Source organism: Chromobacterium paludis, assembly GCF_008275125.1.
GTDB lineage: Bacteria > Pseudomonadota > Gammaproteobacteria > Burkholderiales > Chromobacteriaceae > Chromobacterium > Chromobacterium paludis.
The window spans coordinates 4,224,466-4,240,244 of the sequence record NZ_CP043473.1 but is presented as its reverse complement, the minus strand read 5'-3'; the positions used below and the strand labels follow the sequence as shown (position 1 = coordinate 4,240,244).

The following is a 15,779-nucleotide window of genomic DNA, read 5'->3' as shown; positions in this document are numbered from 1 at the left end:
AATTCCTAAAAGCCTTCTTGACAAGCTATTTCATTAATTGCGCAAAGTACTGCAGCCTCAGATCCTAGCTCTGGCTTCCAACCTAAATCTTGAACCTTGGACGTAGAGTAATGGAATTTAGGAACATCGCCAATCCAACCGCGATTACTATTACCAAAGTAAATATCTGCATCTGGCGCCACACGCTGGACAACCTGCTCAGCTATCCAGTGAACATAGACTCCCTCATCAATAGGGCCAATATTAATAGGAAAGATCTTAGGTAAATCTGTGCGGGCACGGATATGCAGCATAGCTGAAACAAGGTCACTTACGTGTAGGTAAGACTTACGCTGAGTACCGTTTCCCAGTACTTCAAGATGGTGCCCATTATTCGCTTTTAGTTTCCGTACAAAATCCAAGATGACGCCATGGGTAGCAGGCACACCCACAACATTAGGAAAGCGAAATAAACAAGCTTTTTCAAGGTGGCTTTCAGCTGCCGCACTTATGATCGCCTCTGATGCCAGTTTCATCGCACCATAGTTTGATATTGGTAGAAGGGGACCAATTTCCTCATGCAGCGGCTGATCACCAAGATCTCCATAAATTGCTGAACTTGAAGCGAAAAAAAGCTTGCCAATTTTATATTTCTTCATGCAACGCAGTATCTCTACAGTTGTTAAGAAGGTATCCTTCAAATCAACATCAGCATCTTCCACACCTGCAGGGATGTCCGAGTTTGCCGCTAAATGCCAAACTTCATCAACGGTTCCAAACGAAAGAGCCTTAGTAAATGCCAACTCCGCAGATACCCTATCCGAAAGATCAGCTTCTATAAAGAACAATCGAGAGGAAATAAACTCAGAATCCAAATACTCCCGACTTCCACGTAAAAGGTTATCAACAACTACAACCGTTCGTCCAGCCTCCAACAGCATCGAACAAAGATTTGCACCAATGAAACCAGCTCCTCCCACTACGATAGAAATGGGAAATGGAGAAATTGTATACATGCCACTCACCTACATTAAAAATAAAACAATATTATAATAAAAAATCAAGTTAGATTTGAATACCATCCATGCAATCTTATTCAGGTACTCTTCTCTTACGATGCCTAATCGTAAATTTCTAATTTGAAAATTCGTAAGTGCCAAAGCCTACTGTAGGTACAAGCACGTCCGTATTTGAATCACTTATTATCACGATAGCCATTCTAAGGGTGATCAGATTAATTTTTCACCATCAATTCAACCATTGCCTCAGTTAAGATTTAACCCGTTCAACCAAAACACATATCTAAGCAATTTACTCAATACTAAAAGCGCTAGACACATTTGAAAGAAAATAGCAACTATTATAATTTTCACAATGTAGGTATCTACCTAGTAGATGGCACCATTGTTAATCAGTAAAAAATTAACAAATAAGCTTTAGATGTCTAAAATTCGTGCAACACCACATGAAAAGGGTTATATCAATTCCTAACCTTACTATAACGTATATAAAATGCTGAAAAATTTCTGAAATAGTATGCGCAAAGAGCATGAAACTAATATCTTTGCAGTATCGGTAGCTCATCTAAATCAATCAACAGCTGTCTGTTTAAACAAAATATGTTGCATTTTTTATATCACATCGCGCCCCAGACAATTCTTAGCTAGCTCCTTACGCAGCCATCGTTTCTCAGCCTCCAACAAGGTAACGCTGCACACTGCAGGCGCAGGTTTATCACCACCGGCTTACCGATCAAACCACCCATTTTACAGCGCGTATTTGGCAATCACCAATCTTCGCTCAGCCTCTGCAAAGAGCAAGCTCTGTTCCAAGACTTACTTCACCACACCGATTGGGAGCTTCAATGGATATCTTTGACTACGCACTTCCGACAATCATTGGAAACAATCAGAACTGCCTGCGGGGGCTCTGGCTACCCCACTCCTGTGTAGCTATCACAGCTAAAACAATAATTTGAGCAAGCGCATCTGGAAACTTGCCCACCCGTAGTAGTATGGCTACGCATTTTTAAACCGTACAACAACAAAGCAATGATCATCCAAATGCAATGATCCAGCAGCTTCTACTCAAACCAGGCTGCTAATTTATATTCGTTATCCAGTGTTTGCATCTACCGTACCGATGCGGACGCTGGTTGATATGGGAAAAAATCATCCCGCTACGACTCGACTGATATTTTCAGACTTTCGACGCAATGAACTTGCGTGTACACCGTAACTCTTTGACCAGCGCCGTGTAGTACCTGCTGATGAACAACATATCGTTATCGCTTCTCACCTAAAATTTTTCCCGCACACATCACAAACTGCCAAATTACTGATCTATACATTCTATAACGCAGATTCTACCGTTTTCGACTAGCCGCTGCGCGAAAATCCAAGCCAAGCAATTAGCATCGGATCAGAAGCATCAGGCCGCAGCGTCCGATTTTGCCAGCTCTAATCAGTAGCCCATCGGCATTAGACCGTTGGACTATCGAGGACAATGCCTGCTCGAGGGAACAAAGGACATCTGACGTTTCTTCACCGTTTGAAATTGTTTGTATGGCCTTCTTGTTGAAGCTTACAAGGCTAGCGACCTAGTTACAGCCAAATGCCGATTCTCCTCGTTCATCGCGTTGATCGTTACCAAAAAGTGCCGTTGGAGTTTCAGCACAGTCTCCTACACGGGAAAAGACACCGTGCATCTGGGCATGCCAACCAGGACCACAACTTTCGCATCAATATTTGGATATTAACCTTAGCTAACCCTTGTCGATCTAACTTGGTTACTTATCATCCTTTGCCCTGCAGGTCATTGAAATTTTTTAGCCCAGTAGCTCCTGCATGGCGTCAAGTAAACGTCATATAGATCCCTAATCGGGTTTTTATATTGTTTGTGGTCTTTCATCAGCTTGACCTATAGAATATACCCTATGCCGTTGCTTCTATTAGCGCCCCAGTCCTCACTTGTAAAGGGAAAATACAAAACCTCGGGCACCGCAGTTTTGCCCCGATTATTTCCATCACCAAAGCCGCTTTGCATTTCACAGACCAAAATTTTATTTCGTATCCAATAACCATGCTCACCATATGCTTCAGCGTGAATTAGGAACTGAGTATTACTCAGTTGGATATTGCTGGTTAATCACCCTTCTCCATCAGCTGAAATGGGATCTTCAACAGCTAGATCAATAATAGGCTGGCAAGGCATAGTTTCGAATCCAGAAACAATCTTGTCTAAATATTGAAGCGTTAGGTGCTGTTCTACCTCAAATATTCAATAGGACTATCAATAAATTAGTGAACATCGATTCAGGCCAAAAACAGCGCTCCATATATTATTCGAATAGAGAGGAGCCAAAAATCTAAAACTTGACATCTATTAAACTTGTTTTGCCAATCCAAGGATTGGCAATTTTAATTATCATTTTACACAACATACAGAACAAATATTAATGTAGATCACCATACAAATAATTTAATTTAACACATTAGCCATCTATTTACTCGGCTGCAAGCTCTTTATACACATTAATATATGCCCTTCCCATTATATCAGGTGCAAATTTTTCCTTAAAAAAATTATCAACACTGCGTATATCCGGCAAGTCCAATATTTTTTCTATCACCAACGCAAGGCTTTTTGCATCATTTTCCTTGTAGAAAAAAACTGGAAAATTATTAAATAAACTTCTTAGCTCAGGTATATCATTACAAATAACATACAGCCCGCTATATATAGCTTCTAATATTATCAATCCAAATCCTTCAGAGCGAGAAGGAACAATAATTATTTTATATTTTGAAAGTAGAGTATTGACATCACTTGAATGTCCTAAAAATCTTACACGCCCTTCTATATCATTTTGTTTAACAATATCATGATACCTACGAACAGATCTCTTACTCCCATCACCCACTACATCTAAATTAAATAAATTTGAAAATCTTACTGAATTTAATGCAATATCTACGCCTTTTATATCCCTCAATGCTCCACAATAAAGAACTATATTTTTCATCTTCACTTGCCAACTAAATTTATAATCAGAAAGCTCTACCGCATTTGGAATAACCCTGTTAATAAGATACTTCGAATGAAATCCAAAATTAGACATCTGAATGTTATTCAGAAATATCCTTGCATCAAATTTGCAGCTAGCGCATCGCCATAATGTTGAGAAAAAAAAGCCACGACAAAATCCATACAAGTCTATGAGATCTTTTTTTACATCACTATGAATTGTAGTAACAATCTTACAGCTGCCAATTTTACCTAGCATTTTATTCATAAAGACGAATAAATCAGGTTTAAAACCCATAGAATGCACAATGTCATAATTAGAAAATTCAAATTTAAAATTCAATAAAACTGGTTTGATTTCAAAAGGCAACTCACGATCAACTTCAGAAAATTTAAAAACAAATAAATCAACTACAATATTACTCTTCACTAATTGCTTTATTAAAAGGCTAGCAACTACATTAGGTGCAGCTTTCGCATTTGATGGTAATATAAATGCAACTCTCATGATATCTTAATTCTTTTTGAGAAAAAACAGTCTATAAAATATATTAAAAGAAGATACTTTGAATATGTTCCGATCATACCAAGCAAACCATCTGAAAAAAAAGATAATCCAACTCCATAAATCACCCAACCCAACAGGGTTAACAGAATAACATTCTGATTATTTCTTGCTTTAATATATATAACTCTACTCAACACACCTAGCAGACTAAAAATTATAACACAACCAAATCCACCAAAATCATTTGTCAGAATACCAAAAACAGTGAAAACATTTGTTGGCACTCCAACATCAACCCAGTGAGTGTCACGACTTCTATCTATTGCCAAATTAAAAAAATCATAAAATGGAGTCAAAAAATCATACTCAGGGCTGTTCAGCGAAAACTTACCTAATACTATTTGATCAAAAGCAGCAACGGGAGCAAGAATATACATTTGAAATAGAACGCTCGAACCAACAAAGTAATCTCTTACAAAGAAAAGCAATATGATCACACTTAACAAAATACAGAAAATTACAGAAAGATGCTTTTTGGTAATAAGTCCACGAATGTATAAATTTATCAACGGTGGTATAACGAATTGAAGTAAATATCCCTTTGAAAAGGAAAGCAAAATATATAGTAAGCCAACAAAAAAAAGGCAAAAAAGCCATTTATCCCGAACTTTACTGACAACTGAGGTATAATAAATGAGGAATACTATCGGAAAATTCAAGCCTATGGATATGATAGGGCTTAAATCTTTGTTATGATTACTTTCCGTCATTGCATCTCTAAGCTCAATTGCTGTCGTATTACTTAGTTCTGACAAACCATTTAGGCCATTAACAAAAACCGGAAAAAAAATAACTAAAAACAATGACAAATACATGCCTATGTTACTATTTATATAATTCGGATAAATTTTATTACTCGAAAATATTCTTGATGAGATGAGTGCTGAGGACATGCAAAAGAAAGCGATGCTTGCCGAAATAATGATTTGCGCGTATAACGATATGGAATATACGCCCCAATATATTTCCATTCCTGAAATAAGGCCCCATACAATAACAAGCAAAAATGCAGGTTCAACTGGATCACGTTTTAATTTTAATAATGTTGCGAAACAAATTAAACTAGAAAGAAAAACCAAAGTCATTTCTAAGTGAACCTTTTTAGTTAGGCCGTATTGTAAAAAACTTACCTGTCGATATAATTTATAACACATACCTCACTGAGTGTGACAAAATGCTCTGTAATTTTTAGTTGAAATGTTGAAATTATAAGCGCATTTTCATCAAAACCGATGTTGTTGCATAACCACAACTCTAGAGTCAACGTATCCTTCACTAAGAAAAATTTTGCCTATTGCCGCCCCGCTTTAGAGGTAAATGATTCAGCAACATTTTACGCAACCTGCTGATCAACACGGATACCATTACTCGACTAAACATGCTCTACTCTAGGAAATTAGATCTTCATTTCAACCGGGCTGAGAAGATGGCTATCAATGATTATCAGATTAGTCGCCCTAAGCCTTTGCTTGCACGATTGCGGCAATCCGTTCTATATTTTCTGTAAATTTTCGACTCCAAGCCTTCTCTTTTTTACTGCCGTACACACCAGTATAGTACTCAACCCACAAGTATTATGGTAACAAGCTTTTAGGTAAAAAAGCCATCTGACCACATCATTTCAACTGTAGTATTCAATGGAAGCGGGATAGGTGCGCCATCAACGTCGTTTCCCCCTCAATAGTTCGAATTTCCAGTTCTTTGGCATCAATCACTAAGTGAACTAAGAACCACTGCTAACGATATTCGGCTATGATGATAGCAGAACTGGCTCAGCACAAGGCTTACGACTGCATGATCAGGTTGAACCATCGAATTGCAACATGCCCAGAGCCTATCGCAACAGCACATTTAACAGGCGTTTGTTCTCCGTCATAGCTAAACGTAAACGTCGCTATGTTTGACAAGCAGGCCACTGTTTCCAGTATCTTTCGCCAGCCATTGCTTGTCACATGCCTAACCACTCTGATGCGATTTACGGTCAACTTGACTGACGCACACTCCGACTGCTGAGTTGTCTAATGCTGCTTGGCATTTTTCTCGAACGTGCTTGCGCCCATCTCCTTATCATAGCCTGGTCGGTAGTGGTGTATGCAAAATACCAGCTAAACAGTTAAGGTCCAGATCGTCTCAAATTAGTGTTGACACAAGTAAAATTCTGGCGCTTTCTACTGAGAATAAGCATATGCAAGAACTGTAAAATGATAAGAAATTATATCTTCACATGGGCAACAATGAGGATCTAAAGCTTCTGTTAATGCCAATCCAGTCGATTCTTTCTCTTGTGGCAATCGATTGCTAACACACTATGCTTCAGCCTTAAAGTTACTCTGATGAACGACAAACAGAGGGGGCTAACTTAATATATAGCCTAATTTCCTGAGTTAGTTGAACAGTCGAACTGCCTATCTTATTTTTTGCTTGCGTAGCTATTAGCTGAAAATAAATCTCACTGCACTCATATAAACACAAGGTCAATTATGTAGATATGATAAGATTTATATAGAGCATGGCTGTGAGAGACGACAGAACTTGTTTTAATTATTTCGACAGGATTTTACGAAATGCATAGTGCACATTAAATACTATCAAATAGAATAAATTTCTGAGGCAACAAAATAAATTCTGTGTATGCCGCATGTCACTCTATACATAAACTTTTATTACTTATCATCCTGTCCCATCAAAGATGGCGCATTATATATGTCTAAATTCTACACATCCGCAGGTATTCTGGTTTATTACCACTATAGCTTGCATGCTTCTTCTGCTCAGATCACTATGCCTCATCGCATCTATTTTGCGGGCCTATCATGTGAAACACACTAAGCTATAAAATGACTTTTTTATGCGATTCGATAAATAAGAATTTAACCTTGTACATCCTATCACTAACGTTTCCAAAATTTATGAACAAACCAATATGCTAAATAAAAAATATTTAAATACCATAGAGTTGCCAGATGAATACTCTTCTTCACCTGAAGAGTATTTTTTTAATTTTCATATACGTTGATTTTAAAAAATAATAAAATTTTCCTCTATAAAACTTAACATTCGGAAATAACTTTACTTCTCCAAATTCTTCATAGTCTTTAGACTGGCAGTATTCTGCAATTAAATTATAAAAATTATACTTGTAAAGTATTCTCTCCTTGGCAGTCTTAAGCCCATCTTGATCAAAATATTTCAACTTCCCTGATATTAGTTCATCGACTATCTCTATTACGCCTTCGATCTTCTCAATGTCAATTGATAAAACAGATTTTTCTGGAAAAAATTCGTGTATGTCAGGACAGCCATAGTAGATTGGTCTAGAGCCACTAAGAAAAGTATCGGCAAGCTTTTCTGACCAGTATCCCTTATGACGACCATTCTCAACAACGATACAAAACTTATATCTTTTTATCACATCGAGCTTATCATCAAATCTCATTCCACCATGGCCATAAATATCAATTAAATCACCAATTCTTGATTTTTTGATTTCCTCTATAAATTTATTTCGTTTTTCATGCCCAGGAAAAATTGATTTCCCACTTGAAATAATGCAGGCTTTATTATATTGACTTACTTCTGGGTAATTCTCAAAAAAGTTGAAATCTTTCCCTGAATTTAACATCAAGTTATGCCGTCCATTATTTATTACAACAGACAAACCAACCCACCATGTATGGACATTGCAATGAATTAAATTAGGATGAATTATTTTCTCATCTGATGCGATAACTACACCAAATTGACTTATAAAGTGTGGGCTAACATTACAAAGATTTTCACATGGTTCCATTGATATATATATACATCTCTCTTTAGGGACGCGTGAAATAAATCGCTCTTGTAGTGCAGAGTGATGCATAACTGCAACCCAATCATATGCCTCACTCTCATCAAAAGTAAAACCCACCCCCCCCCAATTCATACCCCATGAATCAGGTATTTGCCTTTCTAGAATTTCTTTGCAAATATTTGGAGCATGCTTTATTAGAATCTTGATCATTTCAAAGCTTTACCTGACTTAAGCGTAATAACATGCCGTGAAAACCACTATGGTCATTGACTATAAAAAGTTCAATAGCCATCTTGCCTATTGAAATAATTTATTTAGCATGACTTCTTTCACTCCATAATTTTTTTAAGTCTGCAATAGCTCGATTATTACACAGTACAAATGATAAGATGGTAAATATACTTATAGCAGAAACAAATGTTATTATTTTATAAATGAAAAATCCGTTCATAAAGAGGTAACTATTAAATATATATACCAATGCTACTGCGGGAGAAAATGACAGAAACAACATTTTAAATGAAATTAAGGAATCCTTATAACTAAACCAGGAGTATTTAGAAGAAAGAATAAGCGGCAGAAATAAATATGGCACAGCAATTGATGAGATGGCCATTGCAACACCAATCCCTGCTATTCCCATTAATTTTACTAAGATGATCGATAAAACAATATGAAGCGTAAGCTCTATGTATGAGAAAAATATTGTCTCTTTTTTTTGATTTAATCCTGTAAGCAATGCCGAGGACTGATTAACAGAAGGCAATGAAAAAACGTAAAAAGTGAGCGCCATAAGCAGGTATGGATCTATATTAATTAAGGCAGAGTGTGTCCATAGCTTAATTATATTATCACTGAAAACTAGGGCTAGTAATAAAATATAGCCGTTTAATAATGTTAGTAAATGAAGTCCCTTTTTATATGATGCCGCAATCCACTTAAATAATCCCTGTGCATATTTGTGCCCGTAGATACTAAATAGGGAGACAGAATACAAGTTCAAAAAACCATATGGTATCAATAGAATTTTAGTTGCAAATGAAAAATTTGCAACTTCATTTAATCCTAGGTAGTGTGAAATTATTAAATTATCAACGGACCACCCAAGAGTTACTGGCAACCCCAGTATTAAGAATCCTGCACCTCCAGTTAAAATTTTTGCAGCAAATTGACTATCGAAGTATGAGAAGTCAAAAAAATTCACTTTCTTAATTGTTTTTCTAAAATAGAAGTAAATGCCAAAGAAAATAACTAAATTTAATGAAAATATAATCCAAACATAATCTACAATGCTTAATTTTCTTGCGTAACATATTATAAAGCTAAGCAACGTTATGCCAGAAAATAAAATATCAAATACTTTCCCTGGAATTTGCCTTTGGTAGATATTAAACGACGTTATTAAGGCTTGAATCGGAAACTTAGCAAGCAATACTGCAAGTGAAGCAATTAATAGCTTATATATTACATTATCACCATTAACACCTAGCGCCATTAAGATATAATGTTCACCATTAAAATAACTTACGATTAGCAGAGCTATAGTTAAAAATAATGAAACAATAATCAACAGGAATAGTGAATTCCAAATTAATTTTATCTTCAACTTCTCAAACAAAGGAACATGAGACAATACAGTCAATGACGAAGGTATTCCTAGGTTACTAAGTGCAATGTATGTGCATACTGTGTTGATTAATGTCCATGCCCCATAATAATGTAGTCCAAAGAAATTTAATAAAAGTGGATGTAGTACTACATTGATTGCATTAGTTAAAACAAGTGCCAAGACACCAAATATAATACCGCCTGACAATGTGCCGTTAATTATTTTATATAAAATATTGCGTAAATGATTCATGGTCTTTGGCAATAGAATTTAACTGTGGGACTGAATCATCAACATAAAGTTGATGATTCGGAAATATAGACTTACCTCCTAATATATATTTTTTTAGACTACACATATCCACATCACCATTCGGCATAAATATGCTTCCGACATGGTCGTCTTTAGAATGCGCATATGATAGTAGTTTATTTTTAACGAAATCAATATCTCCTAGCCAAGAATGATGAAAACCCGAGTATCCATCATGGCAATAAATCTCATTTATTAATTTTCCAGCCTCCCCCTTTTTCCTTAACTGATCAGATGTCATCTTTAATGATTTAAATACTTTACCAGTCATTAAAAAAACTCGATATGAATAACGCTCAGGCCCTGGCCAATTTTTTGAAAATAAATTTAGGTAAAAGAGCGTGAAGCGAAGTCCAATTGTTATAATTCCATGCTTCTTCGTTAATTCTATAAGGTCAGGAAAAACTCTCTGATCAATAATTTCATCAATATCTGACAGTATAATTGTGTCATCATCCTTCACATCTAAAAATGAACATGCTAAATTTCTTTGTATGGCCTCATTTGTCCACGGGTTTACATCGTACTTAATAAACCATGGTTTTCTCGAGATTCGAATTTTTTTACCTACAAAAAGCTGATTACCGTCAACTTTATGATATGTTAAATAAGAATTATCGCACTCAAGTGAAAAGGCGTAGTTTTTATTATCATAGCGGAATGTCTTATTTGACTCTGTCACACAAGTATGAATGCCACTCGATTTGTTTTCATTAATTTTAATTTTTGCAATTAAATTCTCATTATTGAAAGGACTGCAATCGTAAAACATATGTAACCTTTTTATATAGAGTCGAAATTATTTTCGGTCGATTAATCAAGAGATTACATAATCGCCAAATTGAACCCTGCGCTGCTCGCCAATAATTTAACGTTCTACGTTTTCCTTTTTTCCAATAGCAATAATGCCATCTTAGTTCTGAATATACTTTGTACTCATGATAATCTAAATTATTTTTTGTAATCAGCTTTGAACTTAATAGGAAGTTCAAGATTCTTTTCCTATCTGCTAGTGACTCCTTACTACTGTCACTACTATTGTGAACTCTATACTTCGCAAGTATATGGCTAAGCCATATTAACTCACCATTTGCAAGAACTTGGAGAAGGAAGGATAAGTCCGAGTGTTTTCCACCAAGATCGTCATTCAATATGCATTCTTTAACCATTGACGTTCTATACATGTACGTTGGAAATGGCGGATGCGATCCTGTAAATATGCGTAAATACTCCTGAGCAAGAATCTTCGGCGTCTCAATCTTACGTGGGCCCATTTCAGTAGCGATAAATTCCCGCGTTATAATCCCCCCCTCATCAACAACATAAGAATTACAAGCCACCGCAGAAGCTTTTGTATTTTTGATTAACGCTCCATGCAATACCTCTAAATACCCTGGCAGAACCATGTCATCATCATGAAACATTACCAAAAATTCACTCGAAGCCTCCTTTATCACTAAATTGAAGTGATCTCTTGAAGGCAAGTCTAATCTTTTTATGTATTTTACCTGAGGAAACCTCTCGCTAATCAACAATTGAACTTCACATCCTAATGAATTATCAGAGACAATTACCTCAACATTATCATAACCTTCATCCAATACTGATTGAATCGTCTGCTCGATATATTTTGGCCTATCACGACTAAGAATATAAAATTGTATATCAGCCATTATGGAATTACCTATTTAGTCCTGATGTTTATATTTTAAGTATATTACAAGTCAAATTAACTGAAATAACAACATTCGTTTGAAATACGAACATTACTCAGGGTTGCATAATTACTTCGTTAGTAAGTTTTTTACAAGGAAACTAATTCATACTAATTGCTTACTGTTGAACTTGTATCATAAAATCATACAATGGTAAGAAATAAAAACGTTACATAAATGAGGCTGAACACCCTAGTAACTGAATTTGCCTTTTCACAATTCGTAAAAACGGTCTACATTACTATGTATAACGCAGACACCATACTAAACCAAACCCATCGGAGTTCCTGTGTATAATTCTTTCCAGCCCAAACGCCACCTTCATCCAACGCTCAACGGAAGCAACCCATGAGAGGCATCCGCAACGACAACCAGTCGAACCCGTTCTGCACGAGAATCAAATCCCTGTAGATCCCTTGCTGCGCAAGATCCTCCAGATAGTTGAGTAGGTGCTCGAGTCGATTAATGATATCTTTAACGGCCTGTATTTCCGGCCTTCGATTCCGCCGGAACATCTACTGCCCGCATCATTGCTGCAAGTGCTCTACTCCATTCACGCCGAGCATTTACAAGGCGAACAGCTGGATTACATCCTTTTCTTCCGTCGGTTTACCAGCCTGTACGCTGATGCACGCGTCTGGAACCATATCAGCTTCTCATAGAACAGTGACCGCCCGTTCACCGAGGACGTTACGCGGGACTTTTCCATCCGTGTCCGTAACCTCACCGAGTGGCGCAAGTTGACCAACGACGAGCATTCCCCTGATCGATGCCAGGGCCTCCTACAAAAGCTTTGTACGCAAGGATAACGGCACCTCGCCGCCCAGGGGGCCAATCCGGGTGACGACTTTTGCGGCCAGAGGAGCAGCAAGCAAACCCACCAGTCGCACACCGGCCCAGAATCCCGACCGGTCAGCAAGCGTCAAAAGGATAGCAGCCGCCTCTGTCACATGGTGCACATCCTAACCGAAAACCACAACCGGGTCATCAGGGGCATCTCGGTGTCGCAGGCCTGCTGCGTCGCAGCGCCAAGCGCGGCAGTAGTGTTGGCACCGAAAAAGGCTATAAAACGCCAGCCTTCTTAAAAGATTGCGCGAACTGGTAATCTCACCTCATGTGGGATCCAAGCGGCTTTACAGCACCATCGACAACAAAGCCACTCGCAATGAGAACTATCACATCAGCCGAACACTCTCGCAAACGGATAGAGGAATGCTTTTACTGGCTGAAAACCGTGGGTGGCCTTCGTAAAACTAAACTGATCGGTCGAGCAAAACTGAACGGGCAGATGTTACTAGTGTTTGCCACTTACTATAAACTGGTCCATATTGGCAGCGTATCAGATTGTTGGAACGGATTGAGCTTTTCCACTTGCCAACTTCCCGGGTTTCCGATATGCATTTGACAATGCAATTCGATTATTGCAACAAGCTCAATACATTTCGTATTGGTGAAGGCGCCCTGCCAGTCTACCTTCGTTTCAGCCTACTCGTATCTCAACAAAGCTATTTACTATGAAAAAAATTAGACCACAATGATAAAAATTCTTCTATCGGGTGAATAATGTTGCTTCCATGCATGCGGCTTGTACTTACGATAAGTATCTCACTAGTGTTTTCATCCGCTCCGGCCAAAAATGGAAATGCTTATAAATTCATGTGCATTATTTTAATAATATCGTATCTATTCTTTTATCCAACAATTAATTGTCTACCGCCGGCACGATCCCAACTTACAACGCAAGTAATCGCATCCTCCAATAAGATCGATTTCGACAACCCCAACTCACTGCGTTTCAACCCATTGTTTGAGATAGAACATTTAACACGATACGTCATTCCCAGCATCCCCATAACATGTACTCAGACATGCCCCCTCAAAAATCTGGCAAACTCGATGAGCAATCTTACTAACCAAGATAGCAATGTCCGAACTAACATTGTATCCGTTCAAGACCACTTCTTCAGAATAACCAGCAACAAACGAATACAGCATCATGCATGACACGCTGAGCAACGAATGCAAAATAGAACTAACTGGATTACCTTAGCTCTAGCATTCATATTGAATACCAGAGCCACTTAGGATTAGAGCAGCAGGCCGCCAAGGCGATTCAACGTAGCCTGTGACCCCACTGTACCGCATACGTCTGGAGTTAACGCCACCGGTCTCACAATGCAACTGACGTCCGGCTGCAGTGTCTTCGCCTCCAGCAGCCAGGAGCCGAAGCCACCATCTAGGAGATGATCTTCCAGCGTTACAATCTCCTCATGAACACGCATCGGCTCGATTTGGGCCGCCTTATCGGACATCGACCATAGAGGCATCGAGTAAACTGCACGATCAGAGTACTCATCCCGCGCAACCCAGTCCATTGCAATTTGCAAGCCCGCACCTGTCGTGAGCATTGCACGTCGAGTTCCACCATCACGTACTTTCAGCCAGCTTCCGGGGCTGACATAAGGGGGAGCCTGATGGAAGTTTGGCTCTCCCGCCTTGCCCAATCGCAAGTACGACGGCCCCGGGTTTGCGACCAGATAACGCATACAGGCCCGCACCTCCATCGGATCGCCGGGCGCAGCGATCAGCATATTAGGCAGCGTGCGCATCAATGCATAGTCTTGAACTGCGTGATGCGAATAGCCCAAAGCACCATAAGCGACTCCTCCGCCCACTGATACTACGGTGACTGGCAACTGGTGGTACGCCACATCATTACGAATCTGCTCTGCGCAGCGGAAAGTTGGGAAGTTGGCGATTGAGTAAGTGAATACGTGATAGCCCTCTGATGCCATGCCTGCAGCCAAGCCTGTCATATTCTGCTCGGCGACACCCGCATTGATAAAGCGGTCGGGGAACTCCTCCGCAAATGGCTCAACGACGGAGTAACCGAGGTCACCAACTATCAGTGCGATCTGTGGATACAGGCGGGCTAAGTCCACCAGCTCTTGAATAAAAGCATTACGCATGATTCAGCTCCCTCAGTGCAAGGTCGAGTTGCTCGGACGATGGGGACTTGTAATGCCAATCGACACTGTTTTCCATAAAGCTGACACCCTTACCCTTGATGGTGTGAGCAATCACGAACGAAGGTTTGCCGGGCTCCCAGGGAGTGGAATCTAACGCTTCTGCTAATGCTGAGTGATTGTGACCATCAATTTCACGAACAGCCCAGCCAAAAGCCCGCGCCTTGTCAGCCAGTGGCTCGACACGCAAGGTCTTGTCAACCGTCGTCAGACTCTGCAGCTTGTTGTAATCCAAAATCGCCACTAGGTGGTCCAGATGATGATGAGCGGCAAACATCATCGCCTCCCAATTGGAACCTTCGCCTAACTCCCCATCGCTGAGCAGCACGTACGTCCTCCAGTCCTGCTCCGAACGCTTGGCCGCTAGCGCCTTGCCAGTTCCAAATGGCAGGCCATGACCAAGCGAGCCTGTCGAGAACTCGACACCAGAAGCCTTGTGACTGATATGGTTCATCAGTACTGAATGGTCCTGCCCATACTTGAGGAGATCATCCACGGGGAAGAAACCGGTCTCGGCTAGCGCCGCATAAACTGCGACGCATGCGTGTCCCTTGCTCAGGATGAAGCGATCACGCTGCGGCGCTGCCGGCTGCTTCGGATCCAAACGAAGTACCTGACCGTAAAGAACCGCTACGATGTCGCAGATAGAGAGAGCCGAACCGATGTGAGAGGCTCTGGCCCGATGCACCATTTGCAACGCCTGGACACGCATACGCCCGGCAAGGTCACGACTATCAATGTGAAGGCTATTCAT

General features: G+C 39.3%; 10 protein-coding genes. 1 reads left to right on the top strand and 9 read right to left on the bottom strand.

What is annotated here, in order from left to right; all coding sequences use genetic code 11:
* Positions 1-5 precede the first annotated feature (5 nt).
* From FYK34_RS20145 to FYK34_RS20115, 7 genes are all read right to left on the bottom strand, one after another.
* Entirely contained in the window at positions 6-995 is a 990-nt protein-coding gene (locus FYK34_RS20145) for an SDR family NAD(P)-dependent oxidoreductase (protein ID WP_149299620.1), read from the bottom strand.
* Between the two features lie 2,489 nt (positions 996-3,484).
* The gene (locus FYK34_RS20140) at positions 3,485-4,513 is read right to left on the bottom strand and encodes a glycosyltransferase family 4 protein (RefSeq protein WP_149299618.1); all 1,029 of its coding nucleotides are present in this window, start codon (positions 4,511-4,513) and stop codon (positions 3,485-3,487) included.
* Entirely contained in the window at positions 4,510-5,658 is a 1,149-nt protein-coding gene (locus FYK34_RS20135; RefSeq protein ID WP_168209818.1) for an O-antigen polymerase, read from the bottom strand. Before FYK34_RS20135 ends, FYK34_RS20140 begins: the two co-directional genes overlap by 4 nt.
* Positions 5,659-7,550: 1,892 nt before the next feature.
* The gene (locus tag FYK34_RS20130) at positions 7,551-8,573 is read right to left on the bottom strand and encodes a glycosyltransferase family 10 domain-containing protein (RefSeq protein WP_149299614.1); all 1,023 of its coding nucleotides are present in this window, start codon (positions 8,571-8,573) and stop codon (positions 7,551-7,553) included.
* Positions 8,574-8,673: 100 nt separating this feature from the next.
* Positions 8,674-10,224, bottom strand: a complete 1,551-nt coding sequence (locus FYK34_RS20125) for an oligosaccharide flippase family protein (protein WP_149299612.1) — start codon at positions 10,222-10,224, stop codon at positions 8,674-8,676.
* The gene (locus FYK34_RS20120) at positions 10,196-11,056 is read right to left on the bottom strand and encodes a glycosyltransferase family 17 protein (RefSeq protein WP_149299610.1); all 861 of its coding nucleotides are present in this window, start codon (positions 11,054-11,056) and stop codon (positions 10,196-10,198) included. The genes FYK34_RS20125 and FYK34_RS20120 overlap by 29 nt, the downstream gene beginning before the upstream one ends.
* The gene (locus FYK34_RS20115) at positions 11,028-11,957 is read right to left on the bottom strand and encodes a glycosyltransferase family A protein (protein WP_149299608.1); all 930 of its coding nucleotides are present in this window, start codon (positions 11,955-11,957) and stop codon (positions 11,028-11,030) included. Before FYK34_RS20115 ends, FYK34_RS20120 begins: the two co-directional genes overlap by 29 nt.
* A gap of 491 nt (positions 11,958-12,448) precedes the next feature.
* On the opposite strand from FYK34_RS20115, the gene FYK34_RS21220 reads away from it, so the two are divergent.
* Complete coding sequence (locus FYK34_RS21220) at positions 12,449-12,661, top strand: transposase (RefSeq protein WP_407923588.1); 213 nt, start codon at positions 12,449-12,451, stop codon at positions 12,659-12,661.
* 1,425 nt (positions 12,662-14,086) lie between these two features.
* Here the strand turns inward: FYK34_RS21220 and FYK34_RS20110 are convergent.
* Both FYK34_RS20110 and FYK34_RS20105 read right to left on the bottom strand, forming a co-directional pair.
* On the bottom strand, positions 14,087-14,968 hold the full coding sequence (locus FYK34_RS20110; protein ID WP_149299606.1) for a transketolase family protein: 882 nt from the start codon (positions 14,966-14,968) through the stop codon (positions 14,087-14,089).
* Complete coding sequence (locus FYK34_RS20105) at positions 14,961-15,779, bottom strand: transketolase (RefSeq protein ID WP_149299604.1); 819 nt, start codon at positions 15,777-15,779, stop codon at positions 14,961-14,963. Before FYK34_RS20105 ends, FYK34_RS20110 begins: the two co-directional genes overlap by 8 nt.

What these genes read in the sequence shown, in the direction of transcription:
- FYK34_RS20145 (WP_149299620.1), bottom strand. Translation starts at nt 995, where the DNA reads ATGTATACAATTTCTCCATTTCCCATTTCTATCGTAGTGGGAGGAGCT.
- FYK34_RS20140 (WP_149299618.1), bottom strand. Translation starts at nt 4,513, where the DNA reads ATGAGAGTTGCATTTATATTACCATCAAATGCGAAAGCTGCACCTAAT.
- FYK34_RS20135 (WP_168209818.1), bottom strand. Translation starts at nt 5,658, where the DNA reads ATGACTTTGGTTTTTCTTTCTAGTTTAATTTGTTTCGCAACATTATTA.
- FYK34_RS20130 (WP_149299614.1), bottom strand. Translation starts at nt 8,573, where the DNA reads ATGATCAAGATTCTAATAAAGCATGCTCCAAATATTTGCAAAGAAATT.
- FYK34_RS20125 (WP_149299612.1), bottom strand. Translation starts at nt 10,224, where the DNA reads ATGAATCATTTACGCAATATTTTATATAAAATAATTAACGGCACATTG.
- FYK34_RS20120 (WP_149299610.1), bottom strand. Translation starts at nt 11,056, where the DNA reads ATGTTTTACGATTGCAGTCCTTTCAATAATGAGAATTTAATTGCAAAA.
- FYK34_RS20115 (WP_149299608.1), bottom strand. Translation starts at nt 11,957, where the DNA reads ATGGCTGATATACAATTTTATATTCTTAGTCGTGATAGGCCAAAATAT.
- FYK34_RS20110 (WP_149299606.1), bottom strand. Translation starts at nt 14,968, where the DNA reads ATGCGTAATGCTTTTATTCAAGAGCTGGTGGACTTAGCCCGCCTGTAT.
- FYK34_RS20105 (WP_149299604.1), bottom strand. Translation starts at nt 15,779, where the DNA reads ATGAATAGCCTTCACATTGATAGTCGTGACCTTGCCGGGCGTATGCGT.